Source organism: Paenibacillus oleatilyticus, from assembly GCF_018998565.1.
Taxonomy (GTDB): domain Bacteria; phylum Bacillota; class Bacilli; order Paenibacillales; family NBRC-103111; genus Paenibacillus_G; species Paenibacillus_G oleatilyticus.
Window position 1 is genome coordinate 39007 of record NZ_JAHNZO010000033.1, and the last position, 16036, is coordinate 55042.

Annotated in this window: 18 protein-coding genes; 13 read left to right on the forward strand and 5 right to left on the reverse strand. The window is 54.0% G+C overall.

Going from position 1 to position 16036, the window contains the following annotated elements; translation table 11 throughout:
* Positions 1 to 73: 73 nt before the first annotated feature.
* Positions 74 to 640: a beta-class carbonic anhydrase gene (locus KQX66_RS30290; RefSeq protein WP_010502386.1), complete on the reverse strand. Its 567-nt coding sequence runs from the start codon at positions 638 to 640 to the stop codon at positions 74 to 76.
* 220 nt (positions 641 to 860) lie between these two features.
* Between KQX66_RS30290 and KQX66_RS30295 the strand changes: the two genes are divergently transcribed.
* The 3 genes from KQX66_RS30295 to KQX66_RS30305 all read left to right on the forward strand — a co-directional run bounded on the left by KQX66_RS30295 (position 861) and on the right by KQX66_RS30305 (position 2931).
* Complete coding sequence (locus KQX66_RS30295) at positions 861 to 1808, forward strand: helix-turn-helix transcriptional regulator (protein ID WP_216797019.1); 948 nt, start codon at positions 861 to 863, stop codon at positions 1806 to 1808.
* Positions 1809 to 1873: 65 nt separating this feature from the next.
* On the forward strand, positions 1874 to 2413 hold the full coding sequence (locus KQX66_RS30300; RefSeq protein WP_216797021.1) for a DinB family protein: 540 nt from the start codon (positions 1874 to 1876) through the stop codon (positions 2411 to 2413).
* A gap of 32 nt (positions 2414 to 2445) precedes the next feature.
* Positions 2446 to 2931, forward strand: a complete 486-nt coding sequence (locus KQX66_RS30305) for an EVE domain-containing protein (protein WP_216797023.1) — start codon at positions 2446 to 2448, stop codon at positions 2929 to 2931.
* 345 nt (positions 2932 to 3276) lie between these two features.
* On the opposite strand, the gene KQX66_RS30310 is transcribed toward KQX66_RS30305, so the two are convergent.
* Positions 3277 to 3468, reverse strand: coding sequence for a hypothetical protein (locus KQX66_RS30310; RefSeq protein WP_036684566.1), 192 nt, complete (start codon positions 3466 to 3468; stop codon positions 3277 to 3279).
* 426 nt (positions 3469 to 3894) lie between these two features.
* Here KQX66_RS30310 and KQX66_RS30315 point away from each other — a divergent pair, with 426 nt between their 5' ends.
* Together KQX66_RS30315 and KQX66_RS30320 are read left to right on the forward strand one after the other, a co-directional pair.
* Positions 3895 to 4614, forward strand: coding sequence for a hypothetical protein (locus KQX66_RS30315; RefSeq protein WP_216797025.1), 720 nt, complete (start codon positions 3895 to 3897; stop codon positions 4612 to 4614).
* An 81-nt stretch (positions 4615 to 4695) separates the two neighbouring features.
* On the forward strand, positions 4696 to 4986 hold the full coding sequence (locus KQX66_RS30320) for a hypothetical protein (RefSeq protein WP_216797027.1): 291 nt from the start codon (positions 4696 to 4698) through the stop codon (positions 4984 to 4986).
* 320 nt (positions 4987 to 5306) lie between these two features.
* Here the strand turns inward: KQX66_RS30320 and KQX66_RS30325 are convergent, their stop codons facing one another.
* Positions 5307 to 6047 carry an SDR family NAD(P)-dependent oxidoreductase gene (locus KQX66_RS30325; RefSeq protein WP_216797029.1) on the reverse strand — a complete coding sequence of 247 codons (741 nt, stop codon included), beginning with the start codon at positions 6045 to 6047 and terminating at the stop codon, positions 5307 to 5309.
* A 129-nt stretch (positions 6048 to 6176) separates the two neighbouring features.
* Here KQX66_RS30325 and KQX66_RS30330 point away from each other — a divergent pair, with 129 nt between their 5' ends.
* Positions 6177 to 7055, forward strand: coding sequence for a LysR family transcriptional regulator (locus tag KQX66_RS30330; protein ID WP_216797031.1), 879 nt, complete (start codon positions 6177 to 6179; stop codon positions 7053 to 7055).
* 140 nt (positions 7056 to 7195) lie between these two features.
* On the forward strand, positions 7196 to 8026 hold the full coding sequence (locus KQX66_RS30335; RefSeq protein WP_216797033.1) for an undecaprenyl-diphosphate phosphatase: 831 nt from the start codon (positions 7196 to 7198) through the stop codon (positions 8024 to 8026).
* A gap of 43 nt (positions 8027 to 8069) precedes the next feature.
* Here KQX66_RS30335 and KQX66_RS30340 read toward each other — a convergent pair whose 3' ends face one another.
* Both KQX66_RS30340 and KQX66_RS30345 read right to left on the reverse strand, forming a co-directional pair.
* Positions 8070 to 8417 (reverse strand): spore coat protein, encoded by a 348-nt coding sequence (locus KQX66_RS30340; protein ID WP_216797035.1) that lies wholly within the window; start codon positions 8415 to 8417, stop codon positions 8070 to 8072.
* 24 nt (positions 8418 to 8441) lie between these two features.
* A complete protein-coding gene (locus tag KQX66_RS30345; protein ID WP_216797037.1) occupies positions 8442 to 8747 on the reverse strand; it encodes a ferritin-like domain-containing protein in 306 nt (101 codons plus the stop codon).
* Between the two features lie 437 nt (positions 8748 to 9184).
* Between KQX66_RS30345 and KQX66_RS30350 the strand changes: the two genes are divergently transcribed.
* From KQX66_RS30350 to KQX66_RS30375, 6 genes are read left to right on the forward strand one after another with little or no spacing between them, the layout of a single operon-like run.
* On the forward strand, positions 9185 to 10195 hold the full coding sequence (locus KQX66_RS30350; protein ID WP_216797039.1) for an ABC transporter permease: 1011 nt from the start codon (positions 9185 to 9187) through the stop codon (positions 10193 to 10195).
* A 47-nt stretch (positions 10196 to 10242) separates the two neighbouring features.
* Entirely contained in the window at positions 10243 to 11121 is an 879-nt protein-coding gene (locus KQX66_RS30355; RefSeq protein ID WP_308647303.1) for an ABC transporter permease, read from the forward strand.
* A 44-nt stretch (positions 11122 to 11165) separates the two neighbouring features.
* Complete coding sequence (locus KQX66_RS30360; RefSeq protein ID WP_216797044.1) at positions 11166 to 12755, forward strand: ABC transporter substrate-binding protein; 1590 nt, start codon at positions 11166 to 11168, stop codon at positions 12753 to 12755.
* 30 nt (positions 12756 to 12785) lie between these two features.
* Positions 12786 to 14045, forward strand: coding sequence for a M20 family metallopeptidase (locus tag KQX66_RS30365; RefSeq protein WP_216797046.1), 1260 nt, complete (start codon positions 12786 to 12788; stop codon positions 14043 to 14045).
* Between the two features lie 33 nt (positions 14046 to 14078).
* Entirely contained in the window at positions 14079 to 15056 is a 978-nt protein-coding gene (locus tag KQX66_RS30370; protein ID WP_216797048.1) for an ABC transporter ATP-binding protein, read from the forward strand.
* Complete coding sequence (locus KQX66_RS30375; RefSeq protein ID WP_216797050.1) at positions 15053 to 16018, forward strand: ABC transporter ATP-binding protein; 966 nt, start codon at positions 15053 to 15055, stop codon at positions 16016 to 16018. The genes KQX66_RS30370 and KQX66_RS30375 overlap by 4 nt, the downstream gene beginning before the upstream one ends.
* The last annotated feature ends 18 nt before the right edge of the window (positions 16019 to 16036 follow it).

The following is a 16036-nucleotide window of genomic DNA, read 5'->3' on the forward strand; positions in this document are numbered from 1 at the left end:
GAAAATGTATGGCGTTCTCGCTGCCGCGTATATGAGGTTTGGATAAGCAGGAGGTTTCAGTGCCCGAACGGGGTCATCCTTCTCTGTAATCCTCGACAATGACCTCGACCGCCCCCGTCTCAGGGTCCATCACGAAGCCGTGAACAGGGATCGCTTGGGGGAAAAGCGGATGTCTGCGGATCATTTTGACGCTGTGCATCACGCCTTCCTCCGCACAGCTAAAGCCGCGCAAAAACTTTTCCATGCGAATGCCGGATCGCTCAAGCGTCTCGATCACTAACGGATCGATGCCATGCTCCGCGAATTTGTTCACCATGCGCGCCGGATCAATCTCTGTCATGCCGCAGCCGTGATGTCCGATTACGATCACCTCGCGCGCGCCGAGCTCGTAGACGGCGACCAGAAGGCTGCGCATGGCGCTGCCGAACGGCTGGGTCAAAATCGCGCCCGCATTTTTGATGAACTTGGCATCTCCGTTTTTGAGGCCCAGCGCCTTCGGAAGCAGCTCGCTAAGCCGCGTGTCCATGCAGGTCAGCACGGCGACTTCTTTATCGGGATATTTGTCCGTTAAGTAATCTTCATACCGCTTCTCGGCAACGAATTTCTTATTGAATTCCAGTAAGCTCGGGACAATGGACATGGTGTGTGACCTCCTTGCTGCACGCTAGATTCTTATGTTTAAGTCTAGCATCAAATGCAGGAAGATGAATAGTAAAAATCTGTTTAACATTGGTGCAGAGGAGCACCTGCTCCAAAAACCTTATGTTTTTCGTCGGGTTATTGTAATAAGATGAGGATAACAATGAAGGCTGCGGCGAATTCGTACAATTCGCTCCTATAGAAGAGAGGAGGCGGCAGAGATGAACAAAACGGATCGTTTGTTAGCCATCGTCATCGAATTGCAGCGCAAAGGGGTATTGCGGGCAGAGGATTTGGCGGCCCGCTTCGAGACGAGTACGCGGACCATCTACCGGGACATTCAGGCGCTTAGCGAGGCGGGGGTCCCGGTTGTCGGCGCTCCGGGGCAGGGCTATTCCTTAATGGAGGGGTATTTTCTGCCTCCGGTGAGCTTTACGGTGGAAGAAGCGGTGGCGCTGCTGATCGGAACGGACTTTGTCGAACAAAAGTTCGATACCGGGTATGGCGCGAAGGCGCAGAGCGCCCGGGGTAAGATCGAAGCCGTCTTGCCGGAGAGCGTCCACAGCGAGGTGTCCCGGGTCCGCGCAACCATGCGGCTGCTGGCAGCGGGCGACGCGCCGATCAACGGGCGGGAGAAGCAATACTTGGAAGCTCTGCGGCAAGCGATATTGGAGCGAAGGAAGGTTAAGTTCCGTTACTTGAAGAACAGGCCGGAGGTGGATGGGAACCGCCATAGCCACCGCACGACCGCCCCTTACGGGCTTATCCTTGTTCGCGGCTCCTGGATCTTGCTGGCGCATTGCGAGCTGCGGCAGGAGCTTCGCCATTTCCGGTTGTCCCGAATGAGCGGCTTGGCCGTTCTGGAGGACCCGTTCTCGTTTCCTCCGGATTTTCAATTGGAGGATTACTTGCCTGCGGATGACCGGAACGTGCGGGTGCGTATTCTGGCAAATCCGGCGATCGCGGATCGGGTAAAGGAAACGTGCAGCTTTTATCTGGAAACCTTCGAGGATCGGGAGGAAGGCTTGGTCATCACATTTCGCGTCCGGCAGCCCGAGGAGCTGCTGCATTGGGTGCTCGGCTGGGGTGCGAATGCCGTGGTGCTGGAGCCTGAGGCGCTACAGATCCGGGTCCGGCAGGAAGCCGAAAAGATGTTGGAGCGCTACTGACATACTGTTGTCAGTAGCGTTTTTGTATAGTAAGAGCAGATGATGAAAAGGAGCTGGGATAAGCTATGAATACAACGGAAGTTTTGCGGAATTTTGAGGAAATTACGGAGCATTACATTCAGGAGCTGGAAGGGTTCAGCATGGAACAGTTGAAGCGGCAACCGGGGGAGAACGAATGGTCGCTCGGACAAATGTACCAGCATTTGATCAATGCTGCATTGTACATGCAGCTTGCCAATGCGGAGCGTTGTCTGACGCCAGCCGGGGATGACGCCGTATCCGCAGGAGAAAAGACGGAGGTGGGCGAGGCCGTATTCGAGCAAGGAGGCTTGCCGCCGGTGCGTATCCAGGTCCCGCCTTCACCACAATACACGCCTCAGGAGCCTGAAAGCAAAGAGCAGCTGGTCGAAGGGCTGAGTTCTGTCGTGCGCCATATGAACGAGATTGCGCTAAAGCTGGAAAATGCGCCGCTGCACCATACCGTCGCCCATCCCCGGTTTGGAGGACTGACCGCGGAAGAATGGTTCAGGCTCGTCGAAATGCATTACCGCCACCATCTTCTCCAGAAGGACCGTTTGAAGCAAGTTCTCGCGCCTAGCGTTTAACTGCGGCGGGAATGAACAGGAGGGATCGCCAGATGCCGGACCAATCGGGACCTGGGCAGGAGCGTTACTGGATCGGCGTCGTTTCCGCTTCCCATGTAAGCCGGGGCGTATGGGGCGGGTTCGCCCAGCTGTGCCACGGCAAGTCCGCGCCGCTTCGGAGGATGCGCCCCGGAGACTGGCTCATTTATTATTCTCCGCGTACGGACATGAAAGAAGGGAAACCGCTGCAAGCTTTTACCGCTATTGGACAAGTGGCGGACGACCGGGTTTACGAATACCGGATGTCCGATTCCTTCGTGCCGTTCCGCCGGGATATCCGCTATGTGCCCTGCAGCGAAGTGAAAATCGCCCCGCTGCTGGATCGGCTCAGCTTTACGCGCGAGAACCGGTATTGGGGGTATAAGCTCCGCTCGGGCCATTTCGAGATCGCGCGGGAGGACTTTCTGACGATTGCCGGAGCGATGCTGGGCGAGGCGGGAATTCTCAACATAGAGGCAGGAAATATATCTGTATCTTGAGGCTGGACTTGCCCAAGCGACGAGCTTGGGACGGTCCGGCTTTTCTTTTTTTTAGCAGACTGTAACTTATCCCACCGACGTTCTTGTTCGGGAAAGCTAAGGGCGAATTTTTTACCTTGCCCGGATGGGCGCAATCTTCGAAAAGCTTTACGGCATAAAGGATTACATGACGCGGTATACAGAGCATCAACAAGCGGAGGGTTCTTCGCCCGAAGATTGGCAGAGCTCGGCTATAGCGACGAGCAAGTTGAGAAACTGTTACGGAGCGATTGTTTTTTCTTAGTCAGTACTACCTATTATCGACGTGGTGGTTTTTTTAGCCCTTCTATTTAATTTTTTGATCAACTATTTTCGTCCCCACAGTGCCATTGCAATAATTTCTATTAAACCCACTACGATAAAAACTATTGATCCTACCATAAGAGATGTTTGAAGATCTACGTTTAAAATGCTAGGCAAAATTGTGAATAGAATAATAAAATTCAAAATATTCCATGGCAGTCTTTTTTTAAAAAAATTAAGTAGTACTTGCTTCATTGTACAATTTCTCCCTTTTAAGTTTGTTTAAATTTTACCATATTATCGAATTTCTTGCGCTATGCTAACTACTGCATCTGTTGCAGGAACAATTGCTGCTATGCAAGCAACTATGCTTTTCTTTTCGGTGACTCCTCCTGCTTGGTTTGCTTCAGCGGTGACCGCCGTTGCAGCAGCAGGAGCATGGATGCTTATAAACACAGACAAAGGAGCAGGCACTTACGTAGACTTTTATGGATGGTATGGAACTTTTTTTAGATTAAAGGTTTAGACAGCTTTCCCCGTCGTCACTACGGCGCGCTAATGCTGCTTAATATATGAAATAAGCTTCCCTTGACAGGGAAGCTTATTTCATAACATAAACGATTAATATGGTTTAAAGAGAGCTTCCAAAACAGCCAAAGCTTTCTGTTGGTCGCTCTCGCTTTGTTCAAGAAGCAGAGAAATCGCGTTCCAAACAATATCATGCCGCCGTATGTCTTCGAACTGATCGAAGTCAAACAAAGCGAATGTGCTGACCTCCAGCGCCTCCGCGATTTTTTCAAGAGTCTTGGTTCTGGTCTTGAGGGGAACATAAACATAAGCCCATCTTATTTAGAGCAACCGAAAAAAGACTTCCCGGATGCGAAACAGATTACAATTCAGAGAATTGATTCCAATCAGACTGATATTTCTTCTCGTTTAAATCAAAATCCTGAAACAACACCAAATGCTGCTCTTATCGACTGGGGGACAAGAGACGAACTGACCTTATGGCAATTAATCCAAAATGATAGCAAAAGGGATCCATATATTCTTTACGCATCAGTAGCAAAGGGACAACAAATCAAAACTACACAAGCCATAGAAAAAACAACGCAAACCACTTATACGGCTGAAGTTTCAGGATCGATTAAAGGTCTCGTCAATTTAAAAGGAACTGGCTCAGTTCAGGGTACTGTTAAATCTACGGTTACTAATGAAACTACTTTATCCGGACCTCCTGAAACAAGCAGCTCAAACAGTCGGTTTTTTTATATGCAAGCTGCCTATAATCTTTATTCATGGGGAGTCAAAACTTATGGTGTTCCAAGCGGCAATGAGATAAAAGCATATTTAGGCGGAGTATACGTTCCTGTTTGGTTGTACTTTTCTGTCGACAACTAATTGATATTTTTTACTCTTTTGTTGACGATTAACTCTTCTTCCTTACATAATGCATTAAGACAATAATTACTGGGAGGAAGAATGAGAAAAGAAAATTATGCAGTCCTGTTATCTTTGTTAAGTTTGATTATCAGTGGTTGGTTAGTGATTTCCGATCTTACCCATGAAAAGAAAATTGAAACTCCTCCAGTTCCAGCTTCAACTTTGCGTGGGGACTTCTCTTTGAATCAAGGTGGAGTCTATACATCGGTGACACAAAATGGTGATTTGTGGATTTATATTTCCAACCAAGATAAGTTCTATTTTATCTCTAAGCCAGATGCCAATGGAAAGTTTAATGTTACTTCAGATACTCTGTTAAAAAAACAGTAGTATGCATTCTAGTTCATCCTAATTACCTCGATTTTGGCTTGAATGGCGATTTTGATTTCGTGGAACAATGCAAAAAAAAACGACTCTTGTTCGCATTACGCGGCAAGAGCCGTTTTTTTTGGTTTTTCTTCGAATTTATTATCAAGTCCTTGGCTTCTCAAACGATAGGTATGGGTCCCCTGGTTCACCAGCTCTAGAACCCAAGCGACTACAGTACCAGGTTCCATTGGTATTTTTTACGGACCTCGTAGGGGAATCTTTTGCGGGTATGGCTCTACGGAGCAGGGCACGGCCTACCCCCGAAGAGCCGCGCACTCCCATTACAGCGTCTGCCCGCTGTCCACCGTAATGATCTGGCCGGTCATGGCCTCCTGCTCCAAGGCGGCGCAGATCATGCGGGCGATATCCTCGGGCGTGGAAATGCGCTGCAGCAATAGCTGCGGGGCCAGCCGCTTCATTTGCTCTTCCTTGCCGTCCCACCAACGGGTCGCGACGGCTCCGGGAACGATGCAGGAGACGCGGATATACGGCGCCAGAGCGCGTGCCAAAGATTTCGTCAGGCCGTGAACGGCCGCTTTCGATACGGCATACGGAAGCGAAGAGCCTAATCCGGTGATCCCGGCGATGCTGCCTACATTCACGATGGCTCCCTGCTTGTTGCTCTTCATGAAAGGAGCCACGGCTCTCGCGCAGAAAAACATCCCCTTCACATTGACGTTGTAAAGCTCGTCCCATACCTCGTCCGTCGCCGCTTCCAGATCGTCCATCGGAATATGCCGGGTGATTCCGGCATTATTCACGAGCAGGTCCACCGTCCCGAACTGCCGGACCGCCTGATCGACCATATCCCGCACCTCGCGGTCTTGGGAGACGTCGGCCCGGATCGCCACCGCTTGTCCGCCCATGTCCTTGATGCTCTGAACCGTTGTTTCCGCGTCGGCAGCAGATCGCGAATAATTGACGATGACCGTCGTTCCTCGCTCAGCCAATGCAAGACAGGCCGCTCTGCCGATCCCCGTACCTCCGCCCGTTACAAGTGCTACTTTATTACGCAAATTCATTGAAAATGCCCTCCCTATCCTTCGTTGCTTACTATAAGGCGATTGTACGTCAAGAATCGAATTCTGTATAATTGAATTAAGTGAATAGAGAGTTCATGAAAATTGAATTTGATAGCTCGAGGGATGAGAATGGACCTAAAAATGCTAAAAACGTTTCAGACGATCGTGCATCACGGCAGTTTCATCCGCGCCGCCGAAGAAATGAATTATGCCCAATCGACCGTCACGATGCAGATGCAAAAACTGGAATCCGACTTGGGCACCCAACTGATCGAACGCGGGAAAAAAATCCGGTTAACCGAAGCGGGGCGGCTGCTTTACGAGCAAAGTCTGCCTATTGTCAGAGACATGGAGCGGGTACAGCAAAATATGTCCGAGCTGCAATGGGGCATGGCGGGCAGCCTTCGTTTGGGCGTGACGGAACCGACGGCAAGCTACCGGCTGCCGGCCATTTTGAAGAAGTTTTTGACCCGGTATCCGAAGATTCGCATTGCGGTGGAATTCGGAAGTACGCCGTCGCTGAGCGAGCGGCTGCTTCAAGGCGACATCGACTTGGCCCTTTGCTCGGCGCCGGATTTGGGAACCGAGCTCTACTTCGAGCCTTTGTTCAAAGAGCCGTTTCTCGTCTTGATGCCCGAAGACCACCCGCTGACGAAGCAGGAGGTCGTCGAACCGGATCAGATCCGGGAGCATCCGCTGCTCATCACCTCAAGCACTTGTCCGTATCGGCGTAAGCTTGAGATGGTCATGCAGGATTCCGGGGGCATGCCGTTAAACACGATGGAAATCGGCAGCATGACGGCCTTGAAATATTATGTCGCCGGCGGATTGGGCATTGCGCTTGTACCAAAGATTACCGTAGATTCGCTGCCGGAAGGAACGACGGCCCGGGCCATAAGCGGCGAACTCATCGAGATGACCTTCGGCTTGCTCTGCAAAACGTCGGAGGTTCCTTTGAAGCTGGCGGGAGCGAAGCTGTATCAATTTCTCAAGCAAGAGCTCCGGTAGACAAGCGCAGGGACGGGCGCGCTCCTGACGGACGTTCTTTAAGAAACAGTTAAGAACGGGATAAGAGGCATTTAAAATCTCCTGCCTATACTTAAGCACAGTAGAATTTGAAAAACAGTACTGGCAGGAGTGATTGGAACTTGTTCGTTTTATGGGATGCCTTTGTCGCGTTGGTTCTAGGGTTAGTCGAAGGAATGACCGAGTTCGTTCCGGTGTCGTCTACCGGGCACATGATTATCGTGGACGATTTTTTGTTTCAAACGAAGCGCATGTTTTCACCGGAAGCCGCCGTCGCGTTCAAGATCGTGATCCAGTTGGGCTCCATCCTGGCGGTCGTCGTTCTGATGTGGGACCGATTTATGGACCTGCTCGGCCTTCGTAAAAGCCAAGGACAGACCGCTTCCTGGCCGCGCCTGAACCTGTGGCAAGTACTGGTGGGGCTCCTTCCGGCGGGGATTTTGTACTTGTTGCTGGACGATTACATCGACACCTACCTGTTCTCCACCGAGACGGTCGTAATCGGCCTGGTAGCGGGAGCCGTGCTGATGCTCGTGGCGGAGTGGCTCCGGCCGAGCAAGCCGAAGACGGAGACCGTCGATCAGATGACCTACAAGCAAGCCGTCGCCGTCGGCTTATTTCAATGCTTGTCCATATGGCCGGGATTTTCCCGCTCGGGATCGACGATCTCGGGGGGCGTCCTGACGGGGATGAGCCATCGCGCGGCGGCGGATTTTACCTTCATTATGGCCGTACCGGTTATGGCCGGCGTGAGCTTTTTTTCGCTTTTGAAGCACTGGGAATATTTTACCCCCGACGTTATATCGTTCTGTGCCGTCGGCATGATTAGCGCGTTCGTCTTTGCGCTGCTATCGATCCGGTTCTTCTTGAAGCTGATTCAGCGCATCAAGCTCATTCCGTTCGCCATTTATCGCTTGGCGCTGGCCGCTCTGATCTATTTTGTGTTCCTGTAGACAAAAACAGGCTCCTGCCGCAAAGGACAGGAGCTTTCCCAACTCACTGATAAGGGAACTGCGACGAATACCCGCTGAATTGCTGCTGCGCTTGCTGAACCTTCTGCTGCTCCTCGGCCTCCAGCTTATACCATCCGTTTTGAAACATCAGGTTAAACAGCTCGCGGGCGCTTTGATGCGTTTCCGTCAAAATCTGGAGCATATCGGTATGAAGCTGCTCGTGGCTGGCCTCGCGGACGGCCACGTTGAAGTTGTCGGTCAACAATTTGCATGTGGCCAGTCCGTCGTTGAGGAAGTCGCGGTCGTTCATCTCCGGTCCTTTGACCTGCGGCAGCTGTCCGCTTTGCGGATTGGCGATTTCGTTAGGGTTCTGGGCTTGCTGGCCTGGCATCGGCTGCATCCTCCTTCCTTGGAATTATTGGGACGCCTGCTGCGCCTGCTGCGGACGGGGCAGGTTGGCCATAGCGGCGTTATTGTCTACTTGCAAATGCGTGAGCAGCTTTTCATAATGGCGTTGATGCATCTGTCCGGCTTTGTCGAGCGCTTGTTTAATTTGCGGGTTAGTCGCCTGCTGGGCAAAAAAATGAAATTTCTTAAAAGCCGACAGCTCCCATGACAGCGCATCCTTCAGGTAGAGCAAATCTTTCGTGGTGATCACGCGCGGCGGAACGGGAATCGGCGGCTGCGTCTGCTGAGCGGGAGGGGTCATCGTCGCTGGCATAAGATCGCTCCTTTTCAAGTGAATTGGCGTACATGGTATAGAATGAGCTATTCCGGGCCGAATATGCTTGGCGGAAAATGGAGAAGAGGTACAGCCTTACAGGATCGAATCGATCCCGTAGGGCTTTTTTTAACCAATGGAAAATTTTTGTGTCACCTTAACTCACATTGGTAGTCAAAAAAGCTGTGAAAAACGATTGATTTTTTAAGAAAAGTGAGTATAATCGAAATTAACAAAAAATTTAAAAAAGAACCACTGTACCGATAATCGGTACAAAGAAGGGAGAGGTCTTATAAGCTTCCATCATCTTGGAGCCCGAAAGTGACGCGGGAAGGACCTATTTGGGATGAACGGACGGCGCTACATGAACATCTCCTTCCATGCGCACAATAGCTACGATGCCGTTACTTATTTTTACAAAAAGGGGGTAAGAGATGGTGGTTAACTACATCCTTCGGCGAATCGTGTTTATGATTCCGGGGCTGATCGGGATTGCACTGATTACGTTTATTATCTCGCGAGTCCTGCCCGGCGACCCGGCGGTGATGCTGGCAGGCGAACAAGCCCCTCCGGCTGTAGTCGAGAAAATTCGTCAAGAGATGGGGCTGAACAATCCGCTCTACGTACAATTTGTCGATTACGTCAAGCAGCTGCTGCAAGGGGATTTCGGACTGGCCTGGCATACGGGCAATACGGTGCTCGGTGATTTTGCCACGCGCTTCCCCGCTACGCTGGAGCTGACCATTGCGAGCTTTATCATTGCCGTCCTCGTCGCTGTTCCCGTCGGAATTATCGCCGCTACAAAGAAAGAATCGGTCGTCGACCACATTTCGCGCATTTTCTCGCTTATCGGGGCCTGTGTTCCCGTCTTCTGGCTCGGAATGATCCTCATTTCCATTTTTTATTCCAAATTAGGCTGGGCCCCGGCGCCGCTGGGCCGCATCGGTGAAGACATTAACCCGCCTACGCATGTTACCGGATTATACTTGATCGACAGCTTGCTTTCGGGTGATTTCATCGCCTTTCAGAAAACGCTTTCACATCTGATTCTGCCTGCCATCTGCCTAAGTACGGGGACTATGGCGATCATTGCCCGCATGATGCGCTCCAGCATGCTGGAAGTGATCGGACAGGACTTTATCCGAACGGCTCGGGCCAAAGGGATTTACGAGCGCACCGTCATTCTGAAGCACGCTCTCGTGAATGCGCTGATTCCCACTTTGACCGTACTCGGCTTGCAGTTCGGCTATCTGCTGGGCGGCGCGGTCATTACCGAAACGATCTTCGCTTGGCCGGGGATCGGCGGCTATGTGACCGAATCGATTCTGGCGACCGATTATGCGCCCATTCAGGCGTTTACACTGATCAGCGCCATTCTGTACAGCGTCATCAATTTGGCGGTGGACCTGCTTTACGGGTTCATTGATCCGAGAATTCGCTACGAATAACTGCCGCGGAAAGGAGAGTTCGACACGTGAGTAAATTTACAGCTTCCATTCTGGCTGCCAAGGCGAAGACGCGGGAAGGCAGCAAGGCGGCGGCGACGCTCAGACTGCTGCTTCGCAACCGGCTGGCCGTAATCGGCCTTGCGTTTATTGTCATCTGGTCCGTTTTTGCCTTGATTGCGCCGGCCATCGCTCCGTACGGGCCGAACGAGACGAATACGGCAGTCAAGCTTCAGGCTCCGAGCGCGGCGCATTGGTTCGGGACGGACAATTTCGGCCGGGACATCCTCAGCCGGGTGCTCTACGGAGCGCAAATTACGATCTGGTCCGGCCTGATCGCCGTTGGCATTTCCTTCTGCGTCGGCGTTCCGCTGGGCGGGATCGCCGCTTATTACGGCGGAATGCTCGGGAATATCATCATGCGGATCATGGACATGCTGCTTGCTTTTCCTTCTCTGGTGCTGGCGATGGCGATCGCCGCTTCCATGGGGCCGGGACTGACCAGCGCGATGATTGCCGTTGGCATCGTCGGCGTCCCCGAATTCGCGCGGCTGATGCACGGGCAGACCATCTCGCTGCGGGAGAAAGAGTTTGTCGAAGCGGGACGGGCCATCGGTCTGAAAGACTCCGTCATTTTGTTCCGGCACATTTTCCCCAATGCCCTGGCTCCGCTTATGGTGCGGGTAACGCTCGGCATGGGCTTCGCGATTCTGACGGCGGCCAGCCTGAACTTCCTCGGGCTTGGGGTCAAGCCGCCGACGGCGGAATGGGGCGCCATGATCTCCGAAGGCCGCGGCTACATTATTTCCGGCGACTGGTGGATCGTTACTTTTCCGGGACTGGCCATCGCCACCTCAATTCTCGGTTTCAACTTGCTTGGCGACGGTTTGCGCGACGTGCTGGACCCGCGGCTTCGCTCAAGCAAATAACTTGATATGCTGGACCATCTGACAACTTTGAGGGGGAAGAACACATGAAGAAGCACCAATGGTTAGCCGGACTTGCCGCAAGCGCATTGCTCTTGACGGCCGTGGGCTGCAGCCCGAATGCGAACCAGAAGCCGGACGCCTCCGCCGCGCCGGAGCAAAGCAAGAAGGACAAGATCATCACGATTGCCTACTCGGACGGCGGCACCACCATGGACCCGGCCGAAGCGAGCGACCTGACCTCCGACACGCTGGTCGTCGCCGCGTACGATCAATTGGTGACGTACGGGGTTAAAACCGTGGACGGCGGGCAGGTGGCGAAGACCGATGAGATCAAGCCGATGTTGGCCAAAAGCTGGACCGTATCCGACGATAAGCTGACCTACACCTTCAAGCTGCAGGAGAACGCCAAGTTCCAGAGCGGGAATCCGGTAACGGCCGATTCGGTTGCCTTTTCGCTCGACCATCTGAAAAACTCCAAAGCGGGCAGCTTCCTCTATCAATTATCCGGCATTAAAGCTTACACCGTGAAAGACGCGCAGACGATCAGCATCCAGCTGGAAAAAGAAAACCATACGTTCCTGCAAATGCTGGCATTGTACAACTTCTCCGTTCTGGATGAAAAAGTGATCAAAGAGAAGGGCAACGACTTCCTGACCAAAAATGCGGCCGGCTCCGGTCCGTTCACCATTGAGAAATGGGACCCGGCCTCGGAAGCCGTCATGACGGCGAACAAAAACTACTGGCAGGGCGCTCCTCAAGTGGACAAAGTAACGATGAAGTTTTTGAAGGAAGCTTCGAACCGGGTCATGCTGCTCGGCAAAGGCGATGTCGACCTCGCGATCGAGATTCCTCCGAAGGACGTCGCTGATCTGAAGAACAACGCCAACCTGACGGTCAAGTCCGATGCGAGTAACCGTATTTTGTATTTTGCGCTCAACACGACCAAGAAGCCGTTCGACAACGTAAAAGTCAGACAAGCGCTCGCTTATGCGGTTCCTTACGATCAATTGGTGCACGATGTCATGTACGATCAGGCCAAGCAGCTGAAAAGCTCAGTGCCGAGCAACACGCCGGGGTACTCTGATTCCGGATTTATTTACAAGCATGACTTGGACAAAGCGAAGCAGCTGCTGAAAGAAGCCGGTTACGAGAACGGGCTCAGCTTCGACCTCACGCTTGGATCGGGCTTCCAGGACTGGGAGGACGACGCCGTCCTGATGCAGGCCGAATTCGCCAAAATCGGCGTCACGATGAACATCCAAAAGGTCGCGCGCGCCCAATTCCTGCAAATGCAAAGAGAGCGCAACCTGACGGCGTACATCTCCAAATGGACGTCCTTCGTCAACGATCCGAGCTACCATCTGGGCTTCCTGCTGTACGGAAAAGGCACCTCGAACTACGGCAACTACAAGAACGCGAAGGTCGACGAGCTGTGGGAGAAAGCCAACAACGAGCCGGATCAAGCGAAGCGCAACGAGATGTACAAGCAAGCGCAGGAGCTGATTACGGCGGACGCGCCTTGGCTGTACCTGTACGAATACAACCGCATTGTGGGGATGAACAAGAACCTGAAGGGCTACGTGTACTATCCGGATGAAATTCTCCGCTTCTATCCGATGAGCAAGGGGCAGTAACAGTTCCAAGCAGAAGGGAAGGCTAAAGCGATGGATTGGAAAAAGACGGTACTGGAAGAAATCGATAAACGTCAGGACGAGCTTATAGACTTGTGCTGTAAATTGATTCAATTTCCAAGCGAAAATCCGCCGGGCGATACCCGCGACATCAGCAAGTTTATTACCGATTATTTGAAGGAAGCCGGAATCGAGACGGCCGCGCACGAGTCGGAGCAGCATATGTTCAATCTGCTGTCCACTGTGGGGACGAAGAGCGACAAGCATTTGCTCTTCTGCGGGCATACCGATGTCGTACCGGCGGGCGACTTGTCCCGCTGGGACTTCCCTCCCTTTGCCGGGGAGGTGAAGGACGGCTACATTCTCGGCCGCGGCGCTTCGGACATGAAATGCGGCTTGGGCGGACTGATCTTCGTCACCGCATTATTGAAACGTCTCGGCGTGCCGCTGGCGGGGGAGCTGTCCTTGTTTATCGTACCGGACGAGGAAACCGGAGGACACTTCGGCGTGCCGTGGGTGCTGGAGCGGGGATTGATTACGGGGACGGCGGCGGTCATCGCCGAGCCGTCCTCGCCGGAACATCCGACCATTGGTCAAAAAGGCAGCAGTTGGTTCGAATTTACGGTCGAGGGCACGCCGGGGCACGGAAGCTTGTCGCCGTTCAAGGGCGATAGCGCCATCGTCAAGGCGGCCAAAGCGATCGAAGTGCTGCAGCGGCTGACGGACATGAAGCCGAACATTCCCGAAGAGATGCGCGACATTATCGAGATTTCGAAGAACTATGTCCGCGAGCGGGAGAAGACCGATGTCAGCGCCGTTTACGATCACGTAACGATCAATATCGGAACGATTCACGGCGGGACGAAAGCGAACGTGGTCGCGGACCGCTGCACGATCGAAGTCGATTCGCGCGTGCCGTTCGGCATCGACTACCGTGATGTATTGAACGAGGCGAAGCGTCTGCTGCTTGAAGTCGGAATCGAGGCCGAGCTGAAGCCGATCGGCTTCCGGGGCAATGCGAACTGGACGCCTTCGACGGAGGAGATCGTGCGTTACTTGGTCGAAAGCATCACCGATGTCAGCGGGAAGGAAGCTTACGGCGTGCTGCAATGGGCGTCGAGCGATGCCCGCCACTTCCGCAATCACGGGATTCCGGTGCTGCAGTACGGGCCGGCGGAGCTGTCCACGATCCATAACTTCAACGAGCGCGCGCCGGTTTGGCAAGTCGTTCAAGCGGCCAAAGTGTATGCGCTGACCGCGCTCAAATATTTGGGCACGACCGACGGCAACTAACGGTAAAGCCAGCCAGAAAAGGAGGACGGGGCAATGAACGCTTTACTAGAGGTGCAGGGACTGCAAACGGAGTTCGTCACCCGTTCCGGCGTGGTGAGGGCGGTTGACGGGGTCGATCTGGTGCTGCACAAGGGGGAGACCTTGGGGGTCGTCGGCGAATCGGGCTGTGGCAAAAGCGTCACCTCCATGTCGATCATGGGACTGCTCCCCAAGGGCGTCAGCCGGATTGCCGGCGGAGATATCCGGTATAACGGTACAAGCCTGCTCTCCCTGTCCGCCGCCGAGCTGCGGAAAATTCGCGGCAACAAGATGGCGATGATTTTTCAAGAGCCGATGACTTCGCTCAATCCGGTGTTCAAGATCGGTTCGCAAATTGCAGAGACGGTCCGCTTCCACATGAAGGTGAGCAAGAAGGAAGCCTGGAGCAGGGCGGTCGAGATGCTGACCAAGGTAGGCATTCCCCGTCCTGAGCAGATTGCCATGGAATATCCGCATCAGCTGTCGGGCGGGATGCGGCAGCGGGTCATGATCGCCATGGCGATGGCGTGCGGCCCCGAGGTGCTGATCGCCGACGAGCCGACGACTGCGCTCGATGTGACGATTCAGGCGCAAATTCTGGACCTGATGCGCGAGCTGCAGGAGGCGCAGGGGACGGCCGTGCTGCTCATTACTCACGACCTCGGCGTCGTGGCGGAGACGTGCCAGCGGGTCGTGGTGATGTATGCCGGTCAGGTGGTCGAGGAAACCGACGTGAAGACGCTGTTCCGGCAGCCGAAGCATCCGTACACCCGGGGGCTGCTGGCTTCCTTGCCGCAGCTTGCGGGCGAGCAGCACCGTCTGGAGCCGATTCCGGGCAGCGTGCCGAATCCGGCGGAGATGCCGAAGGGTTGTCGGTTCGCTCCCCGCTGCGCCTTCCGGACGGATGCATGCGATACCGTGCCTCCGCAGCTGACGGAGGTCGAGACCGGGCACAAATGCCGCTGCTTGCTCGTTCAGGAGGGACTATTATGAGCGCATTGCTGGAGATTCGCAATCTGAAGAAGCACTATCCGATCCGCAAAGGCTTATTTTCAAAACAGGTTGGCGTCGTCAAGGCGGTCGACGGCGTTAACCTGACCATCGAGAAAGGCGAGACGCTGGCGATCGTCGGGGAATCCGGCTGCGGAAAATCGACGACGGGCCGTTCGATTCTGCGCCTCATCGAGCCGACCGAAGGCGATATTTTCTTCGAGGGAACCGACGTGCGGAAGCTGTCGCCGGAGGAAATGCGCAAGTTCCGCACGAAGATGCAAATCGTGTTCCAGGACCCGTACGCTTCGCTCGATCCGCGGTGGACCGTGCAGCAGACGCTGGAGGAGCCGCTCCGCACGCACGAGAAGCTGTCTGAGGACGAGCTGAAGCGCCGCGTAGCGGAGCTGATGGAAGTCGTGGGACTGTCCTCGTACCATGCTCACCGTTACCCGCACGAGTTTTCCGGCGGGCAGCGGCAGCGGATCGGGATAGCTCGCGCACTCGCGCTGAAGCCGAAGTTCATCGTATGCGATGAGCCGGTGTCCGCGCTGGATGTGTCGATCCGCGCCCAGGTGCTCAATCTGATGCAGGAGCTGCAGGAGCAGTTTTCGCTCACGTACATGTTTATTTCCCACGATCTGTCCGTCGTGAAGTTCATCAGCGACCGGGTCGGGGTGATGTACCTGGGCCGCATGGTGGAGCTGGCGCCGACCGAGGAGCTGTACGACAAGCCGCTGCACCCTTACACGCAGGCACTGATGTCGGCCCTGCCCGTGCCCGATCCCGAGACGAAGCGGGAGCGAATTATTTTGACCGGCGACGTGCCAAATCCGCAAAATCCCCCCGCCGGGTGCGCGTTCCATACCCGGTGCCCGGTCGCCAAGCCCGAATGCGGGAGCGTCCCGCCCGAGTGGAAGGAAGTCTCTCCCGGGCGGAGCGTGGCTTGTCACTTGTATTCATGATAAATTTAAAAGTGATGG